Source organism: Streptomyces sp. MnatMP-M17, from assembly GCF_900091995.1.
Taxonomy (GTDB): Bacteria; Actinomycetota; Actinomycetes; order Streptomycetales; family Streptomycetaceae; genus Streptomyces.
On sequence record NZ_FMDK01001125.1, the window covers coordinates 1 to 1,612 of the forward strand.

2 protein-coding genes are annotated in these 1,612 nt (G+C 73.1%); both read right to left on the reverse strand.

What is annotated here, in order from left to right; all coding sequences use genetic code 11:
* A partial coding sequence (locus tag GA0115259_RS36820) for an ATP-binding protein (protein ID WP_161230583.1) occupies window positions 1-1,312 on the reverse strand: 1,312 nt, incomplete at its 3' end.
* A partial coding sequence (locus GA0115259_RS36825) for a LuxR C-terminal-related transcriptional regulator (protein WP_141716859.1) occupies window positions 1,302-1,612 on the reverse strand: 311 nt, incomplete at its 5' end. The genes GA0115259_RS36820 and GA0115259_RS36825, both read right to left, overlap by 11 nt.

Genomic DNA, 1,612 nt, shown 5'->3' on the forward strand with positions numbered 1-1,612 from the left:
CGCACGCCTCCGCGTCGAACGCCCGCTCCGCGGTGGCCAGATCGACAAGCAGCCGGGCCCGGCCGGTGTCCTGGGCCCGGTGGGCGAGCAGCGCGCGGCGCAGATAGCGGGCCGCGGTCTCCGGCGCGCCCCGGCGCAGCGCCGTGTCGGCCGCGGACCGCAGCACCGGTACGGACCAGGAGCGGCCCGGACCGGTGACGGCCATCAGATGGGCGGCGACCTGTTCGGCCGGACAGCCGCTGCGGTACAGCAGATCCGCAGCGCCGGCGTGCGAGCGCTCGCGCTCGGCCGGTGTCATCGAGGACTCGATCGCGTCCTGGACGACACGGTGGGTGAAACGCGGCTCCCGGGCACCGGTCAGCAGCCCTGTCTCGTCCAGCGCGCGGCGCGCCGCGCCGAAGCCGATCTCGTCCAGCCCGGCCAGTTGCGCGACGAGCGCGGGTTCCGCGTGGTCGCCGAACGCGGCGATCGCCGCGGCCAGGTCGCGTACGGCGGGTGTCTGGGTCCGCAGATGGCTCGCCAGCCGGTCCCGCAGCTCGGCGGGCCGCAGTGCGCGCACCTGGTCGATGTGGTCCGCGGTCGGCGGGAAGCCGCGCGCCGCGGTGCCCAGCAGTACCGACATCAGGAACAGCGGGTTGCCGCCGGAGACTTCGTGGCAGGCGCGCGCGTACTCCTCGTGTCCCGGGCCGCCGCGCCGCTCACGGATCAGGGCCCGGGTCGCGTCCAGCGACAGCGGCGCGGGCCGCAGCACACGCGCGGCGGTGTGGGCGACCTCGCGTACCAGAGGATGCCGGGCCCTCGGCTCTCCGTCCCGGAGCGCGCAGACGAGTACGGCGCGCAGTCCGTCCAGCCGTTTGGCGAGATGGGCGAGCCAGCGCAGCGAAGGGACGTCCGCCCATTGCAGATCGTCGACGAGGATCAGCAGCCGGCCATTCTCCCCGAGGCCGGCCGGCAGCGACCGGAGGCCGTACAGGACCGCCTCGGACAGGGCTGCCCGGCTGTCCTCGGTGCCGTGTGCGATGTCGCAGGCGTCCCGTGCCCAGCGCGTACGGTCCTCCTCCGGCGCACCGGCCACCAGACTGTCGAAGAGCTGGCGCACCACCCCGAAGGCGAAGTCCTGCTCCGTCGCGGCGGCGTTCGCGCGCAGGACGCGTACGTCCTCGCCCGCGCAGAGGCCGGGCAGTCGCCGCAGCAGGGCGGATCTTCCGATACCGAGCGGGCCGGACAGCAGTATGGACGACGACAGGCCTTCTTCTGCGGCTCTCAAAGCGGCGCCCACATGCGCCAGTTCGGTGTCCCGCTCAAGAAGCATCCGTCGACCGTCCTTCCATGGTCCTCACCAGCTCGCACAGTTCCTCACGACCGGTGATACGCAGCTTGCGGTAGGTGTTGCTCAGTCTCAGCTCCACCGTGCGCCTGCTCACCGACAGCAGTTCCGCGATCTCCCGGTTGCCGAGGCCGCGCCCGGCGAAGGTCGCGGTGCGCTGTTCGACCTTCGACAGCGTTGTCCACTCGCGCGGCAGCGTGGACGGCGAGGGACCGGCCGGTTCCTCCAGCCGCTCGGCGAACCGGCGCGCGGACACCGCGATCCGGCTCGACGGATAGGCGGTGA